The 21,227-nt window shown below is 68.5% G+C and carries 22 protein-coding genes and 1 pseudogene; 7 read left to right on the top strand and 16 right to left on the bottom strand.

Annotated features, from left to right (window positions below; all coding sequences use genetic code 11):
* Nucleotides 1-39: 39 nt before the first annotated feature.
* Nucleotides 40-240, bottom strand: coding sequence for a heavy-metal-associated domain-containing protein (locus CFB46_RS03085; protein WP_006477591.1), 201 nt, complete (start codon nt 238-240; stop codon nt 40-42).
* 330 nt (nt 241-570) lie between these two features.
* Between CFB46_RS03085 and CFB46_RS03075 the strand changes: the two genes are divergently transcribed.
* Nucleotides 571-903: a cupredoxin domain-containing protein gene (locus CFB46_RS03075; protein WP_027785634.1), complete on the top strand. Its 333-nt coding sequence runs from the start codon at nt 571-573 to the stop codon at nt 901-903.
* 12 nt (nt 904-915) lie between these two features.
* Nucleotides 916-1,752: an FTR1 family iron permease gene (locus CFB46_RS03070; protein ID WP_027785633.1), complete on the top strand. Its 837-nt coding sequence runs from the start codon at nt 916-918 to the stop codon at nt 1,750-1,752.
* A gap of 77 nt (nt 1,753-1,829) precedes the next feature.
* Here the strand turns inward: CFB46_RS03070 and CFB46_RS03065 are convergent, their stop codons facing one another.
* From CFB46_RS03065 to CFB46_RS03025, 9 genes and pseudogenes are all read right to left on the bottom strand, one after another.
* Nucleotides 1,830-2,048 (bottom strand): hypothetical protein, encoded by a 219-nt coding sequence (locus CFB46_RS03065; protein ID WP_027785632.1) that lies wholly within the window; start codon nt 2,046-2,048, stop codon nt 1,830-1,832.
* Complete coding sequence (locus tag CFB46_RS03060) at nt 2,048-2,512, bottom strand: hypothetical protein (RefSeq protein ID WP_027785631.1); 465 nt, start codon at nt 2,510-2,512, stop codon at nt 2,048-2,050. The genes CFB46_RS03065 and CFB46_RS03060 overlap by 1 nt, the downstream gene beginning before the upstream one ends.
* Before the next feature lie 67 nt (nt 2,513-2,579).
* Entirely contained in the window at nt 2,580-2,900 is a 321-nt protein-coding gene (locus CFB46_RS03055) for a helix-turn-helix domain-containing protein (RefSeq protein WP_027785630.1), read from the bottom strand.
* Nucleotides 2,896-3,252 (bottom strand): annotated as a pseudogene (locus tag CFB46_RS03050) (type II toxin-antitoxin system RelE/ParE family toxin); the annotation flags it as partial. The pseudogene CFB46_RS03050 and the gene CFB46_RS03055, both read right to left, overlap by 5 nt.
* 134 nt (nt 3,253-3,386) lie before the next feature.
* Entirely contained in the window at nt 3,387-5,204 is a 1,818-nt protein-coding gene (gene glmS / locus CFB46_RS03045; RefSeq protein ID WP_089499245.1) for a glutamine--fructose-6-phosphate transaminase (isomerizing), read from the bottom strand.
* Between the two features lie 54 nt (nt 5,205-5,258).
* Nucleotides 5,259-6,620: a bifunctional UDP-N-acetylglucosamine diphosphorylase/glucosamine-1-phosphate N-acetyltransferase GlmU gene (glmU, locus tag CFB46_RS03040; RefSeq protein WP_027785627.1), complete on the bottom strand. Its 1,362-nt coding sequence runs from the start codon at nt 6,618-6,620 to the stop codon at nt 5,259-5,261.
* A gap of 135 nt (nt 6,621-6,755) precedes the next feature.
* On the bottom strand, nt 6,756-7,751 hold the full coding sequence (gene ttcA, locus CFB46_RS03035) for a tRNA 2-thiocytidine(32) synthetase TtcA (protein ID WP_089499244.1): 996 nt from the start codon (nt 7,749-7,751) through the stop codon (nt 6,756-6,758).
* Nucleotides 7,748-8,152 (bottom strand): dihydroneopterin aldolase, encoded by a 405-nt coding sequence (locus tag CFB46_RS03030; RefSeq protein ID WP_027785625.1) that lies wholly within the window; start codon nt 8,150-8,152, stop codon nt 7,748-7,750. The genes ttcA and CFB46_RS03030 overlap by 4 nt, the downstream gene beginning before the upstream one ends.
* A 75-nt stretch (nt 8,153-8,227) precedes the next feature.
* A complete protein-coding gene (locus CFB46_RS03025) occupies nt 8,228-8,971 on the bottom strand; it encodes an SDR family oxidoreductase (RefSeq protein ID WP_027785624.1) in 744 nt (247 codons plus the stop codon).
* A 13-nt stretch (nt 8,972-8,984) separates the two neighbouring features.
* Between CFB46_RS03025 and CFB46_RS03020 the strand changes: the two genes are divergently transcribed.
* On the top strand, nt 8,985-10,175 hold the full coding sequence (locus CFB46_RS03020; RefSeq protein WP_027785623.1) for a class I SAM-dependent methyltransferase: 1,191 nt from the start codon (nt 8,985-8,987) through the stop codon (nt 10,173-10,175).
* A gap of 296 nt (nt 10,176-10,471) precedes the next feature.
* On the top strand, nt 10,472-10,666 hold the full coding sequence (locus tag CFB46_RS03015; protein ID WP_011546377.1) for a DUF2905 domain-containing protein: 195 nt from the start codon (nt 10,472-10,474) through the stop codon (nt 10,664-10,666).
* Nucleotides 10,667-10,691: 25 nt separating this feature from the next.
* Here the strand turns inward: CFB46_RS03015 and CFB46_RS03010 are convergent, their stop codons facing one another.
* The 6 genes from CFB46_RS03010 to CFB46_RS02985 form a co-directional block, all read right to left on the bottom strand.
* The gene (locus tag CFB46_RS03010) at nt 10,692-10,913 is read right to left on the bottom strand and encodes a hypothetical protein (RefSeq protein WP_027785622.1); all 222 of its coding nucleotides are present in this window, start codon (nt 10,911-10,913) and stop codon (nt 10,692-10,694) included.
* Nucleotides 10,914-11,026: 113 nt separating this feature from the next.
* Complete coding sequence (locus tag CFB46_RS03005) at nt 11,027-11,935, bottom strand: carbohydrate kinase family protein (RefSeq protein ID WP_027785621.1); 909 nt, start codon at nt 11,933-11,935, stop codon at nt 11,027-11,029.
* Nucleotides 11,932-13,212 carry an AGE family epimerase/isomerase gene (locus CFB46_RS03000; protein ID WP_089499243.1) on the bottom strand — a complete coding sequence of 427 codons (1,281 nt, stop codon included), beginning with the start codon at nt 13,210-13,212 and terminating at the stop codon, nt 11,932-11,934. Before CFB46_RS03000 ends, CFB46_RS03005 begins: the two co-directional genes overlap by 4 nt.
* The gene (locus CFB46_RS02995; RefSeq protein ID WP_089499242.1) at nt 13,209-14,228 is read right to left on the bottom strand and encodes a LacI family DNA-binding transcriptional regulator; all 1,020 of its coding nucleotides are present in this window, start codon (nt 14,226-14,228) and stop codon (nt 13,209-13,211) included. The genes CFB46_RS03000 and CFB46_RS02995 overlap by 4 nt, the downstream gene beginning before the upstream one ends.
* Nucleotides 14,229-14,618: 390 nt before the next feature.
* Nucleotides 14,619-16,469: an EAL domain-containing protein gene (locus CFB46_RS02990; protein WP_089499241.1), complete on the bottom strand. Its 1,851-nt coding sequence runs from the start codon at nt 16,467-16,469 to the stop codon at nt 14,619-14,621.
* Nucleotides 16,470-16,723: 254 nt separating this feature from the next.
* Entirely contained in the window at nt 16,724-17,752 is a 1,029-nt protein-coding gene (locus CFB46_RS02985) for a bile acid:sodium symporter family protein (protein WP_027785617.1), read from the bottom strand.
* A gap of 346 nt (nt 17,753-18,098) precedes the next feature.
* Between CFB46_RS02985 and CFB46_RS02980 the strand changes: the two genes are divergently transcribed.
* The 3 genes from CFB46_RS02980 to CFB46_RS02970 all read left to right on the top strand — a co-directional run bounded on the left by CFB46_RS02980 (nt 18,099) and on the right by CFB46_RS02970 (nt 21,158).
* Nucleotides 18,099-18,590 (top strand): hypothetical protein, encoded by a 492-nt coding sequence (locus tag CFB46_RS02980; protein WP_027785616.1) that lies wholly within the window; start codon nt 18,099-18,101, stop codon nt 18,588-18,590.
* A gap of 345 nt (nt 18,591-18,935) precedes the next feature.
* Entirely contained in the window at nt 18,936-20,012 is a 1,077-nt protein-coding gene (locus CFB46_RS02975; protein ID WP_027785615.1) for a porin, read from the top strand.
* Nucleotides 20,013-20,195: 183 nt separating this feature from the next.
* Entirely contained in the window at nt 20,196-21,158 is a 963-nt protein-coding gene (locus tag CFB46_RS02970) for a LysR family transcriptional regulator (protein WP_089499240.1), read from the top strand.
* Nucleotides 21,159-21,227: the final 69 nt, after the last annotated feature.

The raw sequence follows: 21,227 nt of genomic DNA, 5'->3' as shown, positions 1-21,227 counted from the left end.
CGCTGCGCCCGCAGCTGCGCCCGCAGCTTTCGTCGCGCGTTACGCGGTGCGCAGCGCGGGATGGAAGCCGGCGGCTTCGATGATCGACTGGACGCGCTCGGCGCCTTGCGCCGAGTCGACCTTGACGATCTTCGCCGCGACGTCGATGTCGAGCTTCGCGGCGGGGTCGGCGGCCGTCACCGCACGCGTGATTGCGTTGGCGCAGCCGCCGCAGGTCATGTCCTGGACTTCGAATTCCATCGTGTTCTCCCGGGTAAATGGTTGACGAATACGTTCAGCATGAAGCTTGCCACGGTTGGAAGGTCAAGCGCTCGCACGCAGTGATGGCATTGCATCAGCCATTTGTAATGCTGAAGTCTGACGAATCGCCATTTGCGTGCGCGCGTCAGTCCGAACTTTTCCCGATTGACGGCTGCACATCGTCGGCGAAATCTGGCGGAGCCTTGCGCGGCAAGGCGCGCACGGGATCGACGGCGCCCGATTCCCTTGATCGGAGTAAGGGTACTCCGAGTTGAAAATGCGAATCGATCTTAGTATCGATTCCCTTCAATATTTCCGCTCATTACGCACATGACCCGTTTCGCTATCGGTTTCGCTCTGGCCCTGCTGGGCGCCTCCGCCGCCTCCGCATTCGCTGCCGACGACGTCGTCAACCTGACGCTGAAGGACCACAAGTTTTCGCCCGATGGCGTGACGATCCCCGCCGGCAAGAAGGTGAAGTTCGTCGTGAAGAACCTCGATGCGACGCCCGCGGAATTCGAAAGCGACGACTTCAAGGCGGAGAAGGTCGTGCCGGCCGGCAAGTCGGTCGAGATTCTCGTCGGGCCGCTGAAGGCCGGGACCTACGAGTTCCACGACGAGTATCACGAAGCGCAGTCGAAGACGCACCTGACCGTCAAGTAAGCCGATACCGACATGCTGTCTACTGCCCTGATCGTCTTTCGTGAAGTGCTCGAGGCCGCGCTGGTGGTCTCGATCGTGATGGCCGCCACGAAGGGCGTGCCGCGGCGCGGCTGGTGGGTGGGCGGCGGGCTGGTCGGCGGCGTGATCGGCGCCGGCCTGATCGCGGCGTTCGCCGACGTGATCTCGCAATGGGCGTCCGGCATGGGCCAGGAAGTCTTCAACGCGGGCGTGATGTTCGTCGCGACGCTGATGCTTGCGTGGCATTGCATCTGGATGAGCCGGCACGGTCGCGAAATGGCGCTGCACATGGGCGAGGTCGGCCGGGCGGTCGCGGCCGGCAGCCGGCCGCTGACCGGGCTCGCGATCGTGGTCGGCGTCGCGGTGCTGCGCGAGGGTTCCGAGGCCGTGCTGTTCCTGTACGGGATCGCGGCGGGCGATCCGGGGCAGACGCCGCAGATGATCGCCGGCGGGCTGCTCGGCGTGCTCGGCGGCGCGGGGCTCGGCTACGCGATGTATGCGGGCCTGCTGCAGATTCCGTTGAAGCGCCTGTTCTCCGTCACCAACGGGCTGATCGTGCTGCTCGCCGCGGGCATGGCGAGCCAGTGCGTCGGCTTCCTGCTGGCCGCCGGCCTCGTGCCGTCGTGGGGCGATGCGGTCTGGGACACGTCGTGGCTGCTCAAGGAGTCGAGCATCGTCGGCAAGGCGCTGCATACGCTGATCGGCTATACCGCGCGTCCGGCGGGCATCCAGATCGCCGCGTACGTCGCGACGCTCGCGGCGATCGTCGTGCTGGCACGGCTCGTCGGCCGGCCGCGGGAAACGGTGAGGCCACCGCACGCCGCGGTGTGAGCGTGCCGGATTCGAATGAAAGAAGGGGCGTCCATGACGCCCCTTCTTTCATTCCAGATGCATGCAGTCGGTGTCGGTCAGCAGTGGTTGTCGATCCACGCGCGCGCCCATTCGAGCCCCGCGTCGCGCGCGTCGTCTTCGGTGTCGAACACGCCGAGCACGCCCGACGCCTCGACGAGCCGGTTGTTCTGCGTGATCGTGCCGCTCGCCGCGAAACGCTCGGGCTGCATGATCTCCTCCTGCTGCAGGATCGCGTGGCCCCAGATCTGGTAGCCGCGGTAGGTCTGCGCTTCCATTATCGAGTCACCTCCGCGGAGCGGCCGTGCGTGCCGACCTGCAGCACGTTGCCGTCCGGCGTGTATTGACGCGGGATGTCGGAGAAGGCGAGCGCGCGCGTCGTGTCCGGTGCGGCGGGCTGCATCACCGTGAGACGCCCGGGCGCGGGTTGCGCGACGGGGCGCGGGGCGGCCGGGGTGTCGGTCGCGGCGGGCGCGCGGTGCGAGCCGGCTTTCATGGCCTGCGCGACGCGGCGCTTGTGCGGTTTCGCGGCGGCTTTCGGGGTGGCGCTCGCGTGCTTCTCCGCGCTCTTGCCGACGCGCGCGTCGGCGCCCGGGCGGGCGGCCGGTGTGCGGGCATCCGGCATGCGAGCCGCGGGTTGCCGCGCCTCGGGCGGGTTCCAGACCTCGACATAGTGCTCGGCGGCCCAGCCCGTCGACGCGAACGTCAGCGCCAGCACTCCGCATCCAAACAGTCTTACCATTGTCTCTCCGTCATATTCGTTGCGGCGCGTCCGGCCGGGCCGGCCATGTGCATTCGCGGAAGCCGGCTCAGGAGAACACCTCGAGCCCGTGTTTCTCGACGATCTGGAGCATGCGCGCGGCGATGCCGCTGGGCCGCTTGTCGCCCTGTTCCCATTGGCGGATCGTCGATGTCGTCGTGTTCAGGTAGAGCGCGAACACGCTCTGGCTGACGTTGACCGACTTGCGGATGCGGGCGATCGCTTCCGGGTCGAATTGCGGCGCGGCTTCGATGCAGAGATCGTCGTATTCCCGCATCGTCTTCTTGTCGATCAGGTTGGCGCGATAAAGCCCCGACGCGGCGCCGTGGATCGCCTCCGTCGCGTCGCTCTTGAATCGACTCTTGGCCATTGCAACTCTCCACAAGCTCTTTCAGTGCGACCAGCGTCGCGATGTCGCCGTCGGCGTGTCGACCGACGTCCGGCGCCAGCTTTCTGAAGGCGCGCAGTTCGCGTGCGTCGATGTCGTCGCGACCGCATTTCGCGAACAGGAACACCCACGTGTGCCCGACCTTGCCCAGCACGATCCCGCGTTGCCGATTCCCGTCGAGGCGCTTCTTCCAGACGTTCCCGCCCAGATCGACGCCCTGCCCGCGGGCTAGCTCCCGCACCGCGCGGCAGAGCTCGCCATCGGCGATTCCCGCTTTCCCGGCTGCCTTGTGAAACCATCTCGTCCTGAAGACGCGTCGTACGGAAGCAGACATGTCGAGCCGGTCGAGTCAGCACGGGATTATATACCACTACGTGGTACATAATTCGACCTGGCCGAATGGCCTCCCGCACGCCGATACGACGTCCGGACGGGCCGGCGACGGCCCGGCCGGCCAGACAGACAGCCTTACTCCACCGTCACCGATTTCGCGAGGTTCCGCGGCTTGTCGACGTCGGTGCCGCGCGCGCACGCGGTGTGATACGCGAGCAGTTGCAGCGGCACGACGTGCAGGATCGGCGACAGTTGCCCGTAGTGCTCCGGCATCCGGATCACGTGCAGGCCGTCGTCGTTGACGATCTGCGTGTCGGCATCGGCGAACACGTACAGCTCGCCGCCGCGCGCGCGCACTTCCTGCATGTTCGATTTCAGCTTCTCGAGCAGCGTGTCGTTCGGCGCGACCGTGACGACCGGCATCGCTTCCGTGACGAGCGCGAGCGGCCCGTGCTTCAGTTCGCCGGCCGGATAGGCCTCCGCGTGGATGTACGAGATTTCCTTCAGCTTCAGCGCGCCTTCGAGCGCGATCGGGTAGTGCAGCCCGCGGCCGAGGAACAGCGCGTTTTCCTTGCGCGCGAATTCCTCCGACCACGCGATGATCTGCGGCTCGAGCGCGAGCACGCTGTTCAGCGCGGCCGGCAGGTGGCGCAGCTCCTTCAGGAATTGCGTCTCCTGCGCGGCATCGACGTGCCCGCGCAGCTTGCCGAGCGTCGCGGCCAGCACGAACAGCGCGACGAGCTGCGTGGTGAACGCCTTCGTCGACGCGACGCCGATTTCGGTGCCCGCGTGCGTCAGGAACTGCATTTCGGTCAGGCGCACCATCGCGCTCGTCGCGACGTTGCAGACCGCGAGCGTATGCGTATGGCCGAGCGATTGCGCATGCTTGAGCGCCGCGAGCGTGTCGGCCGTCTCACCCGACTGCGAAATCACGAGCACGAGCTGGCGCGGGTTCGGTACCGACTCGCGGTAGCGGTATTCGCTGGCGATCTCGACCTGGGTCGGGATCTTCGCGATCGATTCGAGCCAGTACTTCGCGGTGAGGCCCGAGTAGTAGCTCGTGCCGCACGCGAGGATCAGCAGGCTGTCGATCTCGGCGAACGCGGCGGGCGCGGCGTCGCCGAACAGCGTCGCGTCGAACGCTTCCGTCTGCGGCACGGTGTCGCCGATCGCGCGCGGCTGCTCGAAGATTTCCTTCTGCATGAAGTGGCGATAGGGCCCGAGCTCGACCGCGCCGCCGTATGCGCTGACGACGCGGATCTCGCGCTGCACGGTGGCGCCGTGGCGATCGACGATCGTCACGCCGTCGAGCGACAGCTCGCACACGTCCCCTTCCTCGAGGAACGTGAAGCGGTCGGTGCTGCCGGCGAGCGCGAGCGCGTCGGACGCGAGGAAGTTCTCGCCGTCGCCGTGGCCGACGACGAGCGGCGAACCCTGGCGCGCGCCGACGACGGTGTGCGGCTGGTCCTTGTGGATCACCGCGATCGCATACGCGCCGTGCAGCTGCCGAATGGCTTCGCGCACGGCGTCGAACAGGTTGCCGCGGTACACGCTGTGCACGAGGTGCGCGATCACTTCGGTGTCGGTCTGCGACACGAATTCGTAGCCCTTCGCGCGCAGTGCGTCGCGCAACGGCTCGAAGTTCTCGATGATGCCGTTGTGCACGAGCGCGAGCGCGCCCGACGAGAAGATCGGGTGCGCGTTGTGCGTGACGGGCGCGCCGTGCGTGGCCCAGCGCGTGTGTGCGACGCCGGTCGTGCCTTCGAGGTGCGTGTCGCGCACCTGCGCGTCGAGGTCGGCGACGCGTGCGACGCTGCGCGCGCGCTTCGGTGCGCCGGGTTCGAGCAAGGCGACGCCGCACGAGTCGTAGCCGCGGTATTCGAGGCGCCGCAATCCTTCGATCAGCACCGGGACGATATTACGTTGCGCAACTGCGCCGACAATGCCGCACATGTATGGTCAATCCTGTCAGTCGAAGCGGGCGCCGTGCGGGCGCCCGCAAAAGGTTCAGCTCTTCTTCTTGACCGGGCGGACGTAGCCGCTCTTCGCGGTCTGCGTCTTCTCGTTCAATGCGAGGACGCCTTCGGCGACGTCCTTCCAGATCGTCGTGCCGGCGGCGATCGTCACGCCGCGGCCGACGCGCACGGGCGCGACGAGCTGCGTGTCGGAGCCGACGAACACGTCGTCCTCGATCACGGTGCGGAACTTGTTCGCGCCGTCGTAGTTGCAGGTGATCGTGCCCGCGCCGATGTTCACGCGCGCGCCGATGTCGGCGTCGCCGATGTACGTGAGGTGGTTCGCCTTCGAGCCGTGGCCGATCACCGCGTTCTTCACCTCGACGAAGTTGCCGACGTGCGCTTCGTCCGCGAGCCGCGCGCCGGGGCGCAGCCGCGCGTACGGGCCGATCACGGTGTGCGCGCCGAGTTCGGCGCCGTCGATGTGCGAGAACGCGTCGATGCGCGTGCCCGCGCCGACCGACGCGTTGCGGATCACGCAGTTCGCGCCGATCGTCACGTTGTCGGCGAGCGTCACGTTGCCTTCGAACACGCAGTTCACGTCGATCGATACGTCGCGGCCGCAGCGCAGCGTGCCGCGCACGTCGACGCGGGCCGGATCGGCGAGCGTGACGCCGTCGACGAGCAGCGCATCGGCGACGTTACGCTGGTGAATGCGTTCGAGCTCCGCGAGCTGCGCCTTGCTGTTCACGCCGAGCGTTTCCCATTCGTCGTCGGGCTGCGACGTGACGACCTCGAAGCCGGCCTCGATCGCGAGTTCGACGACGTCGGTCAGGTAGTACTCGCCCTGCGCGTTTTCGTTCTTCAGCGCACCGAGCCACATCGACAGCTGGGCCGTCGGCGTGACGATGATGCCGGTGTTGATCTCGGCGATCTTCAATTCTTCCGGCGCCGCGTCCTTCTGCTCGACGATGCGCGTGACGAAGCCGGACGCGTCGCGCACGATGCGGCCGTAGCCGGTCGGGTCGTCGAGCGTGACGGTCAGGATCCCGTAGCGGCCCTCGCGCGCGGCATCGACGAGACGCTGCAGCGTCGACGCACGCGTGAGCGGCACGTCGCCGTACAGCACGAGCGTCGGCTGGGCGGGATCGAGAAGCGGCAGCGCCTGGCGGACCGCATGGCCGGTACCGAGCTGCTCGGCCTGCACCGCGAACTGGACGTCGGGTGCGGCGACGGCGGCCTGGACCTGCTCGGCGCCGTGGCCGACGACGACGACGAGCCGGGACGGCTGCAGCGTGCGCGCGGTGTCGATGACGTGGGAGAGGAGCGGCCTGCCGGCCAGGGGGTGAAGCACTTTCGGCAGCGCGGAACGCATGCGCTTGCCGGTGCCTGCCGCCAAAATCACGATATTCATGGCGCGCGCTTGGTCAGGGAGTTCGAAGCCGTCCATTTTAGCACGCGGCCCCCGCCGTTCCGGGCCTGCCGCGGCGGCCGCGCCACGCCGGAAAGGGCGCTCGGCGCCCGGTTCCGGCGGGTGTTCCAGCCCTGCTTACAGGTCGTCGAACTGGACGATCGAGATCGGTCGGGCGGCGCCCGGCGCCGCCCGGTCGTCGCCCGACGCGCACGGTTCCTCGTCGAACGCGATGTCGCCTTGCGGATCGGCTTCGCCCGTCGCGCGCAGCGACTGGAACGGGTACAGCGTCGTGTCCATCAGGTGCGACGGCACGACCTTCGCGAGCGCGTTGAACATGTTCTCGACGCGGCCCGGGAAGCGTTTGTCCCATTCGCGGATCAGCGCCTTCATTTCCGCGCGCTTCAGGTTCGGCTGGCTGCCGCACAGGTTGCACGGGATGATCGGGAATTCGCGCAACTCCGCGTATTTCTCGAGATCGGTTTCCTTCACGTACGCAAGCGGGCGGATCACGATGTTCTTGCCGTCGTCCGACTGCAGCTTCGGCGGCATCCCTTTCAGCTTGCCGCCGTAGAACATGTTGAGCAGCAGCGTCTGCACGATGTCGTCGCGGTGATGGCCGAGCGCGATCTTGGTCGCGCCGAGCTCGCCGGCCACGCGGTACAGGATGCCGCGGCGCAGCCGCGAGCACAGCGAGCAGGTCGTCTTGCCTTCGGGCACGAGCCGCTTGACGATGCTGTAGGTGTCCTGGTTCTCGATATGGAACGGGATGCCGACCTGTTTCAGGTATTCGGGCAGCACGTGCTCGGGGAAGCCCGGCTGCTTCTGGTCGAGGTTCACCGCGACGATGTCGAAGTCGATCGGCGCGCGCTCGCGCAGGCGCAGCAGCACGTCGAGCATCGCGTAACTGTCCTTGCCGCCCGACAGGCACACCATCACCTTGTCGCCCTGCTCGATCATGTTGTAGTCGCCGATCGCCTGGCCGACCTGGCGTGCGATCCGCTTGAACAGCTTGTTGTTCTCGTACGCTTCCTTCTGCTCGCGACGCGTCAGCGCCTGGCGGCCGGCCGGCGCGGCGGCGTCGTCCTGCGTGGCGGCATCGGCCGCCGTGTCGTTCATGTGGGGGGCGTTCATGCGCGCTCCTCGTCCTTGATGCGAAAGACTTCGACGCCGACGGCGTCGCAGTCCGGATAGGCGTCCGGTTTCTCGGTACGGACGCGTACCGCGCGCACGGCATCGTGCGCCAGCAGGTGCGCGGCGATCGAATCGCACAGCGTTTCCTGCAGGTGGATGTGGCCGCGCGCGAGGCACTGCGCGACGCTCTGCTTCATCAGGTCGTAGTCGACGACTTCGTGCAGCCGGTCGTCGACGGGCGTCGACTGGGCGAGCGGCACGAACAGGTCGACGTTGATGACGACGCGCTGCTCGCCGCGCTTCTCGTGTTCGAAGGCCCCGATGTTGATGTGCACCTCGTAGTCGCGCAGGTAGAGCCTGCGGCAATCCGCGAGGCGGGGGTGCAGGAGAGCGGAAAACATGGTCGTCCCAGTCAAATTGGCGTGCGCGCACGCAAAGCGGCGCGGGCGGCGGCGATCACGCCGCGCCCGCGCGGTTCATTCATTCGGGCCGGCGGCGGGCGGCACCAGGTGCTCGCCACCGTCGACGGTCAGCGTCGCGCCCGTCACGCCGGGCGCGCTCGCGAGATAGCAGGCGGCCGCCGCGATGTCGTCCGCGTGCGGCGCGTGGCCGCGCACGAGCGCCGCGACCCGCACCTTCGGCGCGAGCGCCAGCGCGAGCGCCGACGTCGCGCGGTTCAAGGCGGCCTGCATCAGCGCGTGCGACAGCTGCGCCGGTGCCGGGTGAAACAGGGCCTGATCCAGCACGTGGATCGCGCACGCGCGCAGCGCTTCGTGCTCGCACGCGGCGTCGGGCGTCGCATCGGCGAGCGCGCGAGCCAGCGCGAGCGGCGCCGTCACGTTGCGCGCGAGCGCGGCGGCGAGCGACGCGCCGTCCACCGTGTGCGCGTCGTCGGCGCCTGCGCTGGCGCTGACGAACACCCCGCACGTGGGCCGGCCGAGCGCTTCGCCGCATGCTGTGACGAGGGCCGCGGCATCGGCTTGCAGGGCCAGATCGGCGTCCAGCACGGCCGCGCGGCGGCCCAGCGCCGCGACTTCGGCGACGAGCGCGTCGGCGGCCGCGCGCGGCGCGCCGTGGCTGCGCTGCAGCGCGACGTCCCAGCCGCGGCGTGCGAAACCCGTCGCGAGCGCACGGCCGATCGACGCGGCGTCGGCCGCGCTGCCCAGGGCGCCCGTGACGAGCACCACGCGTTGGGGCGACGTATCGGCTGAAACGGTCATTTACAATGCCGGGATGAACCCGAAAGCTCACGAACCCGCTAGTTTACCTGCTCCCGGCCCTGACGCGCTCGCGCAGTCCGAAACCCTTGCCGCTCAATTGCGCGACGAGATCGTGGCGGCCGGCGGCTGGCTGCCGTTCGACCGCTTCATGGAGCGGGCGCTGTATGCGCCGGGCCTCGGCTACTACAGCGGCGGCGCGCGCAAGTTCGGGCGCCGCGCCGACGACGGCAGCGACTTCGTCACCGCCCCCGAGCTGTCGCCGCTGTTCGCGCGCACGCTCGCGCAACCGGTGGCCGAGGCGCTCGCGGCGAGCGGCACGCGCCGCGTGATGGAGTTCGGCGCGGGCACCGGCAAGCTCGCGGCCGGGCTGCTCGCGGCGCTCGACGCACTGGGCGTCGAACTCGACGAATACCTGATCGTCGACCTGTCCGGCGAATTGCGCGAACGGCAGCGCGACACGATCGAGGCCGCAGTGCCGGCGCTGGCCGCGAAGGTGCGCTGGCTCGACGCGCTGCCCGAGCGGTTCGACGGCGTCGTGGTCGGCAACGAAGTGCTCGACGCGATGCCGGTGCGGCTGTTCGCGAAGGCGGACGGCGCGTGGCGCGAGCGCGGCGTCGCGCTCGACGCGCGACAGGCGTTCGTGTTCGACGACCGGCCGGTCGGCGCAGCCGGCCTGCCGGCGGTGCTCGCGGCGCTCGACGTCGGCGACGGCTACGTGACCGAGACGCACGAGGCGGCGCTCGCGTTCACGCGCACCGTGTGCACGATGCTCGCGCGCGGCGCGGTGCTGCTGGTCGACTACGGTTTTCCGGCGCACGAGTATTACCACCCGCAGCGCGACCGCGGCACGCTGATGTGCCACTACCGTCACCACGCGCACGACGATCCGTTCATATACCCGGGCCTGCAGGACATCACCGCGCACGTCGAATTCACCGGCATCTACGACGCGGGCGTCGCGACCGGCGCCGATCTGCTCGGCTACACGTCGCAGGCGCGCTTCCTGTTGAACGCGGGCATCACCGACGCGCTGGCCGCGATCGACCCGTCCGACGTCCGCGCCTTCCTGCCGGCCGCGAACGCGGTGCAGAAGCTGATTTCGGAGGCCGAGATGGGCGAGCTGTTCAAGGTGATCGCGTTTTCGCGCGGGATCGACGGCACGCTCGACGCGTTCGCGCGCGGCGACCGCTCGCACGTGCTCTGACGGGGCTGGGGCCTGTTTCCATATGGAACGCGCATGCGAATGCCCGAAATCGCTCGTAGGGCAAGGAGTGAGGAGCGCCGTTTGGCCGCGCCAAACAAGCGACGAGCGACGCCGCCATACGGGCGATTTCGGGCATTCCCGTGACATGATTTTTTTAATTTGGGGTTGCCACGAGAACGGCCGCTCGCCGCGTTGCGCTCCTTGCGAATACGTCAAGTATTCGCGGCGTCGCGCGCCTCGCGAGCGGCCGTTCTCGTGGCAACGCATGCGCGTTCCATATGGAAACAGGCCCTAGCATGCTGCGCTGGCTATTGACGACGTTCATCGCGGTGATGATCCTGACGCGCTGCTGGCCGTGGCTCGGCAAGCTCGGCATCGGGCGGATGCCGGGCGACGTCACGCTGACGCTCGGCGGGCGGCGCTACCCGTTCCCGTTCATGTCGACGCTGGTGCTGACGATGCTGGTATCGATGGTGGCGCGGCTGCTCTGAGCCGCGCCGAACAGAGGGGCGCGCGTCACAGCTCGATTTCGCCGAGGATCCGGTGCGCGAGCGCCTTCGCCTCGTCGAACGCTTCTTCCTCGCTGGGGCTCGTCGAGTGGACGTCGTAGCGCATGTTCTCGGTGTCGTCCCCGTCGTCGCGCGCGAGGATCACGTAACCCTGGAACTGCCCGTTGCCCGCATGCTGGGTATGCGCCTTGGCCGTGTAGATGCCTTTCGTGAACGTGTTGGTGTCCATCGAGGTCTCCCGCAAAAAGGACACTTCATCGTAGCACTGCGGCGCAGCATGGTGAGCGCGGTTTATCGGTGACCGATCAGCGCCGGCCACCGCTCCTTCCTCGTTCCGTTCCTTCAACCTTCGAGCAGCGCGACGACCTCGTCGAGCGTCGGCGCGTGCGCGCCCGTGTGCCGGCACGCGGCGGCGCCGGCCGCCAGCGCGAACGCCAGATGCTCGCGCCAGCCGCGCTGCGGCGCGGCCATCAGGCTGAACAGCAGGCCGCCGATCGACGCGTCGCCCGCGCCGACGGTGTCGGCCACCTCGACGGGCGGCGGGCTGGCCTCGTGCACGTCGCCGTCCGCATGGAGCGTCGCGGCCTGCGCGCCGCGCGTGACGAGCACGGCCGCCCGCGGGTTCAGCGCGCGTACCGCCGCGATCGCGTCGGGGCCGTCGCCGTCGAACAGGTGCCGCAGGTCTTCATCGGACACCTTGATCAGGTCGGCGAGGGCGGCCATCTTCTCCAGCGTCGGCCGGTACGCGGCCGTCATCAGGTTGCGCACGTTCGGATCGAAGCTGATCTTCACGCCGCGCGCGTGCAGGTCGGCCGCAAGCGCGATCAGCGTGCCCGCGAGCGGCTCGCGCACGAGGCTGATGCAGCCGAAATGCGCCCACTTCACGTGATCGGTCCAGCCGGCCGGCAGCCGCGCGGGATCGAACGCGAGGTCGGCGCTCGCTTCGCCGATGAAGAAGTACGCGGGCGGGCGCGTCTCGTGGACGATCGCGAGCAACGGCGGCCGCGCGACGCGCTGCAGGAAGCGCAGGTCGAGCCCGGCCGCTTCGCTCGCATGCCACAGCACGTCGGAGAAGCAGTCTTCGCCGATCGAGCCGGCGAGCGCGCTCGGCACGCCGAGCCGCGCGACCGCGCGCGCGACGTTCCAGCCGGCGCCGCCCGGCACCGACGTCCACTGCGCGTCGCCCGCGCGCACCATGTCGGTCAGGATGTCGCCCGCCGACACGAAAGCCGGAAACGTGCCGCCGCTCATTGCGTCGGCTCGCTGCGTTGCGTGCGCGCGAGGGTCGCGAGCACGTCGTAGCATGCGCCCATCGTGTGATAGTCGGTCTTGCCGGCCGGGCTCTTCTCGTCGCTGTACTTGCGGTTGTCGCAGGTGAGGATCCGGTACCACGCGCCGTAGCGGTGATCGACGAAATGCGCCCAGCTGTAGCGCCAGATCTCGTCGTACCAGTCCCAGAAGCGCTCGCTGCCGGTGCGCGCGCCGAGCATCGCGGCCGCCGCGAAGGTTTCCGCCTGCACCCAGAAATACTTGTTGTGGTCGCAGATCGTGAAGTCGGGGCCGAAGCCGTAGCAGAGGCCGCCGTGATCGGCGTCCCACGCGTGGGTGAGCGCCGCGTCGAACAGTTCGGCCGCGCGCGGCGCGAGCCAGTCGAGCGGGCGGTGCCGCTCGAGGATCAGCAGCAGCTTCGCCCATTCGGTCTGATGCCCGGGCTGGAAGCCCCACGGACGGAAGATGTTCGAGCTGTCTTCCTTGTTGTAGTCCCAGTCGATCGACCAGTCCGCATGGTAGTGCTCCCACACGAGTCCGCCCGACAGCGCGGCCTGGCGCTGCGTGATGTTGCTGGCGAGCTTTTCCGCGCGATCGAGGTACGTGAGGTGGCCGGTCGCCTCGTAGGCGGCGAGCAGCGCTTCCGTCATGTGCATGTTCGCGTTCTGGCCGCGATACGACGACACGTTCCAGTTGGGCGTCGCGTCGTCCGCATACAGGCCCGCGGCCGCATCCCAGAAGCGGTGCTCGGCGAGCTCGTAGGTTGCGGCGATCAGCGGACGCGCTTCGTCGATGCCGGCCATCGTCGCGTGCGCGGCCGCGAGCAGCACGAACGCGAGCCCGTAGCAGTGGCGCGTGCCGTCGAGCGTCGCGCGCTTCGCGCCGTCGCGCCAGTCGAGTTCCCAGTCGTAGCCCTGCAGCGCGTCGTCCCAGTGCGCGTCGCGCAGGAAGCGCAGCCCGTGGCGCGCGTAGTCGAGATGGCGCGGATCGCCGAAATGGCGGTACGCCATCGCGTAATTGAAGACGAACCGGCAGGTGCTGACGAGGTGGCGCGACGTGCGGTTGTAGATGGTGCCGTCGTCGCGGAAGTAATGGTAGAAGCCGCCCGTCGGGTCGAATGCGTGGGTCGCGTAGAAGCGCAGCGTGTCTTCGATGTGCGACAGCAGGAACGACGGGTCGCGGAAGCTCGCGACGAACGGGGCGGTTTGTGCTTGGCCGAGCGGCGCGGCGGCGCGGGATTGGACCGGGGGCATGTTCATGATTCTTGGACCGTGGCGATATCGAGTGCCGGGGAGCTGGCGGGCTGGCTGCTGGCCCGCACGATCAGCTCGACGGGCAGGGAAATCTCGGTGCGCTCGGGCGATTCCGCGAGCAGCAGCTCGACGCCGCGGCGGCCGAGCGCTTCCTTGTCGACCGCGAGCGTCGTGAGCGGCGGGCTCGCATGCGCGGCGGCCGGGATGTCGTCGAAGCCGACGATCGCGATGTCGTCCGGAATCCGCAGGCCGCGCGCGATGCACACGCGCTGCGCGGCCAGCGCCGCCGCGTCGTTGTACGCGAACACGGCTTCCGGGCGCGGGCCGGGCGCGTCGAGCAGTTGCTCCATCGCCCGTGCGGCGCCGGTGTCGGGATCGAGCCCCGCGTCGATCGTCACTTCGTACGCCGGATCGAACAGCCGCCCGGCTTCGAAGAACGCGCGCCGATAGCCGATCGCGCGCTGCGCGATGCTGTAGTGCGCGGCCGAACCGCCGATGAAGGCGATCCGCGAGCGGCCGGTGGCGAGCAGGTGGCGCATCGCGAGCGCCGCGCCCGTCGCGTTGTCTATGTTGACCGAGCGCAAGCCGGGCGCCCACAGGTCGATCAGCACGAGCGGCCGGCCGGTGGCGGCGAGCGCCTCGATCGTTTCGGGCTCGATGAAGCCGGCGACCGCGATCGCGTCGGGCGCGTGCGGGCGCATCTGGCGCAGCACGTCGTCGTTCGGGCCGACCGTGAGCAGCGTCGGCACGATGCCGCGCTCGCGGCAGGCGTCCTCGACGCCGTGCAGCACGTGCGAGAAGAACGGGCTCGCGGGAAAGCGGTTGTGCTGGCGGTGCAGCAGGAACGTGAGCCGGCGGATGCGCGGCCGCAACTGCGCGGAATCGTAGCCGAGCTGCCGCGCGATCTCGACGATGCGCGCACGCGTGGCCTCGGACAGGCCGGGCTGGTTTTTCAGCGCGCGGGAGACGGTGCCGATCGAAACCTCTGCCGCCCGCGCCACATCGCGAATGGTCGTACCCATCGTTCGGGGTCCGGTTTGTTTAGGGTGGAAGCGATTGTATAGTAAAACGTATCGCGGAATTCGGGCCGGATAACCGGGGAATACCCGAAAGTAACGGCTTTTTAGGCGCTAATCTGCGAAAACGCCGTTACTAAAAATACTAAACAAACCGAGAAAAAGGCAAGGTGGGCGTGCGGATGTCCGGCGATGCCGGCGGAGCGTGGGAGAAAGCGGCGGCAGCCGGTGCGTGCGCCGCGGGCCAGCATGAGGGCTCGGCGCGCCGCGGCCTGCGCGTGCGACGGCGGCAAGCCGTTGCGCCACGGCCCGAGCTTGCACCGGACGGGGACGGGCATCGGGCCGGTCGCCTGGTGCGCGGGCGTTTTGCGTGCGCACCCAATGGCCATCCTTCGTTCAGCCCGTCGCCATCGCCGTTGCCACGGCCGGCGGTTCGCCGCGATGGCGCAGTGCGGCGCGGCCGGCATCGAGGTCGACGACCGCGAGCCCGTCCGGCTGCTGCTTCGCCCGCCGCTTCGCGAGCGCCGCGACCGACGCGATCTCGTCGCTGCCGTAACGTTTCGCGCCGTGCGCGCCGGCCGGCACGCCGACCGCGCCGATCGCCATCGTCACGAAGCCGAAGAACGCCGGGTTGCCGTGGCGATCCTCGCCGTGCAGCCCGCCCGCCTGCCGGTCGGCCTGCGTGTAGAAGAGTTGCGCGCCGTCGTTGAAGCGCGCGATCGCGTCGGCGGCGCGCTCGCGCCAGTCGTCGCGCTGGAACAGCACGAGGAAATCGTCGCCGCCGACGTGGCCGAGAAAGTCGCGCTGCGGATCGCACACGCCTGCCAGCACCGTCGCGGCGAACTTCAGCACTTCGTCGCCCTGCCAGTAGCCGTACTGATCGTTGAACGGCTTGAACTGGTTCAGATCGACGTAGCACGCATGAAAGCCGGCGTCGCGCTTGAGCAGGCGGTCGATGTGCGCGCTGATCGGGATGTTGCCGGGCAGGAACGTCAGCGGATTCGCGTAGCGCGCGGCCTCGATGCGCATCTCGGTCACCGCGCGCACGAGGCTCTCGCCGGTGCCGAGCCCGACGTAGCGGCCGTGTTCGGTGATCACGAAGCCGTCCGCGAGATAGCGCTGGTCGTGGCTCGCGAGCAGCATCGCGAGTTGCTCGAACGTGGTCGCGTTGTCGATCATCAGCGGCGCATCGTTGGCGAACTGCAGGCACGGCTTCTTCCCGAACACCTCGCGGTGATAGGGCAGCGCGAAACGGTCGATGAAGCCGCGGCGGTTCACGAGCGCGACGGGCCGCCCGCGCTCGACGAGCGCCACCGCGTGCAGGTCGGGCATCCGGTTGAACAGGTCGAGCACGTCGTTGCTGGTCGCGTCGCGCGGCAGCGCCGGGGCGGGCACGAGCATCTTCCCGGCGATCGTGCCGGCCGGCCGCACCGCGCGCGTCACGCCGGGAAACACCGCGATGTGCGGCGCGCGGATCGCGTCGCGCGCGGCCGGCGCGACCACCCGCGACGGTTGCGCGTTCGGCCGGCCGAGCAGGAAGCCCTGCACGCAGCAGATGCCCATGTCGCGCACGACGATCAGGTCGCATTCGTTCTCGATGCCTTCCGCGATCAGCTTCGCGCCGCTCGCGTGCGCGAAGTGCTGCATCGCCTTCACGGCTTCGAACTTGAGCGGGTCGCGCGAGATGTCGTGGATGAAGAAGCGGTCGATCTTCACGACGTCCGGGTGCAGGCGCAGCCACAGGTTCATGCTCGCGTTCGCGGTGCCGTAGTCGTCGAGCGCGAACTGGACGCCGGCGTCGCGCAGCGACGCGACCGCCGGCCCGATGTGCGCGACGTCGGTGGTCGCGTTCTGCTCGGTGAGCTCGATCACGATGCGCTCGGCGCCGATCCGCGCGCGGCCGAGGAACTGGCGTGCGCGCTCGCGTTCGCTGGCGAGCGTGAGGATCGTGCCCGCGCTGAAATTGAGGAACAGCTTGCCGTCGCAGTCGAGCGCCGCGAACGCGTCGAGGCAGGTGAGCGCGGCGGCCCGTTCGAGCGCGATGGTTTCGCCTTCGCGCGCGGCCTGCGCGAACAGTGCGGCGGGCGGCTCGAGGTCGGTGCCGCTTGGCCCGCGGATCAGCCCTTCGTAACCGACGACCGTCCCCGAGCCGAGATCGACGATTGGCTGGAAAACGGCGGCGAGCGCGCGATCCGCGATCAGACGCGTGGTGCGGGCGACAGCGGGATCGGAGTGGAGCGCGGGCATGGGCGAGGGTAGCCGAATCGACGGGACGCCCAGCTTAACGGCACCGCTCGCGGAGAATTGAATGAAGATTTCGTGACGCGATGGGCGTTGCTGGTGCATCGCGCTGGACGGGGCTGGGGGTGGAAGGGGCGGTGGATGGGAAGCGGGAAGCGGCAGGCGCCAGGCGGCAGGCGAGAGGCGAGAGGCGAGAGGCGAGAGGCGAGCGGCGAGAGGCGGAAAGCCGCCGGCAGCGGCCATCGCGCCCCCCGGACGCATCAGCGCTTGCTCGTGCTCAGCGCGCCGGACGCGGCCGTCGTGCCGCCCTCGTGCTCGCCGCTCGTGTCGCGTGCGCCCCAGCGCTGCGCGAGCGCCGCGCACGCCATCAACTGGATCTGGTGGAACAGCATCAGCGGCAGCACGATCGCGCCGACCGCGTTCGCCGAGAAGATCACCTTCGCCATCGGCACGCCGGCCGCGAGGCTCTTCTTCGATCCGCAGAAAATGATCGTGATCTGGTCGGCCCGGTTGAAGCCGAGCCGCTTGCTGACGAACGCGGTCAGCAGCAGCGCGATCGCGAGCAGCACGAGGTTGACGACGAGCAGCCCGCCGAGCGCGCGCGGCGGAATCTGGCGCCACAGCCCCTCGTTGACGGCCTCGCTGAACGCGACGTAGACGACCAGCAGGATCGAGCCCTGATCGACGAAGCGCAGCACGCCGCGATTGCGGTCGATCCAGCCGCCGATCACGGGCCGCAGCAACTGCCCGGCGATGAACGGCACGAGCAGCTGCATCACGATGCTGCCGACGGTGCTCCACGGCGACGCGGCCGCGGCCGACTGCGACGTGATCATCAGCCCGACGAGTGCCGGCGTGACGAAGATCCCGAGCAGGCTCGACGCCGATGCCGCGCACACGGCGGCCGGCACGTTGCCCTTCGCGATCGACGTGAACGCGATCGACGACTGGACCGTCGACGGCAGCGTGCACAGGAACAGCACGCCCGCATACAGCGTCGGCGTGACGAGCGGTTGCAGCACGGGTTTCAGCGCGAGGCCGAGCAGCGGGAACAGCGCGAACGTGCTGAGCAGCACGACCGCGTGCAGCCGCCAGTGCGTCGCGCCCGCGACGACGGCTTCGCGCGACAGTTTCGCGCCGTGCAGGAAAAACAGCAGGCCGACGGCGACGTTGGTCGCCCAGTTGAACGCATGGGCGGCCGGGCCGCGGCAGGGCAGCAGGCTCGCGAGCACGACGGTGCCCACGAGCACGAGCGTGAAGTTGTCGGGAAGAAAACGGGGACGGGCCATCGGGAACTCGAATCGGAAGCGGCGAAAGCGCGCGTCGCGCGCGCGAATGACGCCATTGTCCCGGTTGGCGATTCACTACACAAATTCATTGTGTGAATCGATTGATGAATCGATCGCATGAAGCGGCGGCCGGCGCGCCTGCCCGGCCAGGCCGGAAACCGCAGAAGAATGTTCTGTCGCGATCGCGCGCCGAAGCGAAAAAACCTAGCAGTAACATGGTGTTACACCGATGCCGGCGACATAACACTTTTTGGCTCGACACACTTTCGCCCCGCTCATAAATTACTGCTGAAAGCCTTGGGTCGGCCGAAAGGAGCCGACGGCGGGCGTGGATGGGCACGGAACGATGACGGAACGGCTGAAACGGAAGATCGGACGATGGGCGGCAGGCGTGCTCGGCGCGCTGCTGATGCCGCTCGCGCTGGCCCAGCCGCCCCACGGCGGTCACGGGTTCGGCGGCCAAGGCTTCGGCGGCGGCGACATGCGCGCGTACGGTCAGCCGGCAGGCGGCTCCGTCGGCGGCCCGGTCTGGCGCCGCGTTCCTCCGCCTGCCGGCGTGCATCCCGGCGGCGTGAACGGCTCCGGCTCCCGCTGGGGGCTGCGCCCGACGCCGTCGTACGGCCATTACGCCGCGCAAAGCCCATATCGGCCGATCAGCGCCGAAGTCCGCCAGATGCCGCGCCCGCCGGGCGGCGGCAACGTCCCGCTGCGGGCCGGCTCGATCCGCGCCGACGTCGCCCGCTACAACGAGGAGCGCGGCGGCCGCCCGATGCCGCCGCCCCGCTCGCAGGAAGAGTCCGCGCACTCGCCTTCTTTCTCCCCGTTCTACCGAAACTGAGCGCCCCGGCGCTCGTCCCCTTGCCGGCTGATGCGAATTCGCCACAGTCGCGCGCAGATTTCCGCTGATTTTCCCGCCGCATTGCGCTATCTTTCGCGCCCGGCACGCGCATGCCACGCCGCCGCTCGCCCGTGCGACCGCGTTCGCGCCGGGCCGCCGCCGTGCATCCGGCCATGGATACATTCCGCGAAGTTAATGCTGGCGCTATACCAGCAATAAGTGTGCGCAATTTTGGCCGGACGAATGATCCGTAAAGATGGCTGCGCCCCATACGACGCAAGCACTCGGCTCCAAACAACAACGCTCGCGCCACTTATCGACTATTCGACAAAACCTGGAGATCCCATGAAAGCATTCGCCCGCCGTGCGTCGCGCACGTCCGTCAAGCTGATCGCCGCAGCCGCCTGCGTGGCGGCCGCCGCACCCGTCCACGCGCAGTCGAGCGTCTCGCTCTACGGTCAGGTCGACGAATGGGTCGGCGCCACCAAGTTCCCGGGCGGCGATCGCGCATGGAACGTGTCGGGGGGCGGGATGTCGACGTCGTACTGGGGCCTGCACGGCGCCGAGGATCTGGGCAGCGGCTACAAGGCGATCTTCACGCTGGAGAGCTTCTTCCGTGCGCAGAACGGCCAGTACGGCCGCTTCCAGGGCGACACGTTCTTCGCGCGCAACGCGTACGTCGGCATCAGCTCGCCGTACGGCACGGTGACGGCAGGCCGCCTGACGACGCACCTGTTCCTGTCGACGATCCTGTTCAACCCGTTCTACGACTCGTACACCTTCTCGCCGATGGTGTACCACGTGTTCCTCGGCCTCGGCACGTTCCCGACCTATCCGAGCGACCAGGGCGCGGTCGGCGATTCGGGCTGGAACAACGCGCTGTCGTACACGTCGCCTTCGTTCGGTGGCCTGAATTTCGGCGCGATGTACGCACTCGGCAACCAGGCCGGCGACAACCGTTCGAAGAAGTGGAGCGCGCAGTTCAACTACGCGAACGGCCCGTTCGCGGCGACCGCCGTGTATCAGTACGTGAACTTCAACAACGGCCCGCAGGATCTGAGCGCGCTCGTGACCGGCATGAAGAGCCAGGGTATCGCGCTGGTCGGCGCGACCTACGACCTGAAGCTCGTGAAGCTGTTCGGCCAGTACATGTATACGAAGAACGACCAGGTTGCGGGCAGCTGGCACGTGAACACCGCGCAGGGCGGCGTGTCGGTGCCGATCGGCGTGGGCAACGCGATGGCGTCGTATGCGTACTCGCGCGACGCGGGCGGCCTCGACCAGACGCGCCAGACCTGGGCCGTCGGCTACGACTATCCGCTGTCCAAGCGCACCGACGTCTACGCGGCCTACATGAACGACCACATCAGCGGCCTGTCGACCGGCAACACGTTCGGCGCAGGCATCCGCGCGAAGTTCTGACGCGCCCGCGCGATCGGTGCGGCGGCCGCGCGCGTCGATCGCGCGTGCCCGCTGCATGGTTTCCCGCCCGAAACGGCGCCGCCACCCGCGGCGCCGTTTTGCCTTTCTTGACCTTTCTGTTTCCTCGCCTTTGTTACCCTATCCCGTAATTGGTTGATTCCCCCGGGATTGCGAGCTAGTTCGATGGATACCCTCGTCAGCATGAATGTGTTTCGCTACGTCGTCGAAGTGGGCAGCTTCGTCGGCGCGGCGGAGCGCATGCAGATGTCGGCGGCGATGGCGAGCAAGCACGTGATGCACCTCGAGCAGCAGCTCGGCGCGCGGCTGCTGCATCGCACGACACGACGCGTCGCGCCGACCGAGGCGGGACGCGAATACTACGAGCGCCTCGTGCAGGCGCTGTCCGAACTCGACGAAGCCGGCCAGGCCGTCGGCGCCGCGAGCGTGGTGCCGCAGGGCAGGCTGCGCGTGACGTCGTTGTCCGCGTTCGGGCTGCGGCACGTGATGCAGGCCGTCACCGATTACGCGGGCCGCTTCCCGGACGTGACCGTCGACATGACGCTGTCCGATCGCGTGGTCGACCTGATCGAGGAAGGCTACGACGTCGCGGTGCGCGCGGCGCCGAACGGATTGAAATCGTCGTCGCTGGTCGCGCGGCAGATCGCGACCGCGCACATCCTGCTGGTCGCGTCGCCCGAGTATCTCGACAAGCGCGGCACGCCCCAGACGATCGCCGATCTCGCGCACCACAATTACCTGCGGCGCGATTCGAATTCGACGATGCTCGATTCGCTGGTGATCGACGCGGCCGCCGCGTCGCGCGTGAGCCTGAACGGCAACCTGATCGTGAACCATCTCGAAGGGCTGCGCGCAGCCGTGCTCGCCGGTGCGGGCATCGCGCTGCTCGGCACCGAAGTGGTCGGCGACGACATCGAATCGGGCCGGCTCGTGCCGTTGCTGCTCGATTCGGTGCCGCCGCACGAGGCGCCGATCTATGCGGTGTACGCGAGCCGTCGTCACGTATCCGCGAAGGTGCGCTCGTTCGTCGATTTCCTGGCCGCGCGTTTCGAAGGGCAGTCGCTGTGCCCGTCGATCGAATCGCACCTGCGCGTGCTGCCGATCACTCGGATGAAGCGCGCGGTCTGAGCCGTGCCGTCCGCCGCGGCGGGGCAATAAAAGAGCGCGAACCGTTGCGGTTCGCGCTTTTTTTTGGGG

It is taken from the genome of Burkholderia sp. HI2761, assembly GCF_002223355.1.
Lineage (GTDB): Bacteria > Pseudomonadota > Gammaproteobacteria > Burkholderiales > Burkholderiaceae > Burkholderia.
The sequence above is the reverse complement of the archived record's forward strand: the minus strand, read 5'-3'. Positions and strand labels throughout refer to the sequence as shown.